The organism is Brevundimonas sp. UBA7838, from assembly GCF_002500885.1.
Lineage (GTDB): Bacteria > Pseudomonadota > Alphaproteobacteria > Caulobacterales > Caulobacteraceae > Brevundimonas > Brevundimonas vesicularis_C.
In genome coordinates, this window is the sequence record NZ_DLTK01000041.1 from 4,642 (window position 1) to 5,577 (window position 936).

The 936-nt window shown below is 66.8% G+C and carries 1 protein-coding gene and 1 pseudogene; both read left to right on the forward strand.

Features of this window, described 5'->3' with window-relative positions:
- Nucleotides 1-214: pseudogene (locus tag B3T77_RS02780) on the forward strand (hypothetical protein); the annotation flags it as partial.
- A gap of 110 nt (nt 215-324) precedes the next feature.
- Nucleotides 325-936: M16 family metallopeptidase (locus tag B3T77_RS02785; RefSeq protein WP_292076997.1), on the forward strand; the 612-nt coding region annotated here is incomplete at its 3' end.

A 936-nucleotide genomic window follows, 5' to 3' on the forward strand; every position in this document is an offset into this window, starting at 1 on the left:
CGCCTATGTCGGCTCCGACGCGGTCGGCAATGCGGTGACGGGCTATGCCTGTTCCCAGTGCGGCGGAGACGTCAACGTCAACAACACCCAGACCAACAGCGGCAATGTCACCGCGACCACCAACGCCACGGTCTCGTCCGGACGCACCGCCGTGGTCGGCGCCAACGCCGTCGGCAACAGCGCCAGCTTCTACATCAGCCGCCCCGGCGGCTGATCCGAACATGACAAGTCGGTAAGGTTCGCCAGCCCCGCTTGTGGCGAGGGCAAGCACACTTTACACATCCGGCATCGCGCCATCGGGGGTTGCGGTTTCGGAGTGATATCATGCGTTCTGCGCGTCATCTGCTGCTTGTCGCCGTCTCGGGACTGGCCCTGACCACCGGGGCGTTCGCCGCCCCTGCTCTCGCCCAGACCGCGCCGCCCGCTGCGGCGGCCGCCGGTCAGGTCGCGCCGTCCGCCCCTTGGGCCCAGGCCGCCAGCGACATTCCCGCCGATCCGGCCGTCCGTTACGGCCTGCTGCCCAACGGCATGCGCTACGCCCTGCTGCACAATGCGACGCCTCCGGGCCAGGCCTCTTTCCGTCTGCGCATCGACGCCGGCTCGCTGATGGAGCGCGACGATCAGAAGGGTCTGGCTCACTTCATGGAGCACATGGCCTTCAACGGCACCAAGGACGTGCCGGAAAACGAGATGCTTCGCATCCTCGAACGCCTGGGCCTGGCCTTCGGCGCCGACACCAACGCCTTCACCAGCTTCGACCAGACCGCCTATATGCTGGAGCTGCCCAATACCAAGGATGAGACGGTCGATCCCAGCCTGCACATCCTGCGCGAGATGATGTCGGCGGCCCTGATGGCGCCAGATGCCATCGATTCCGAACGCGGCGTCATCGTCGGCGAAGAACGGACCCGCGACACGCCGCAACTGCGCGTGCTG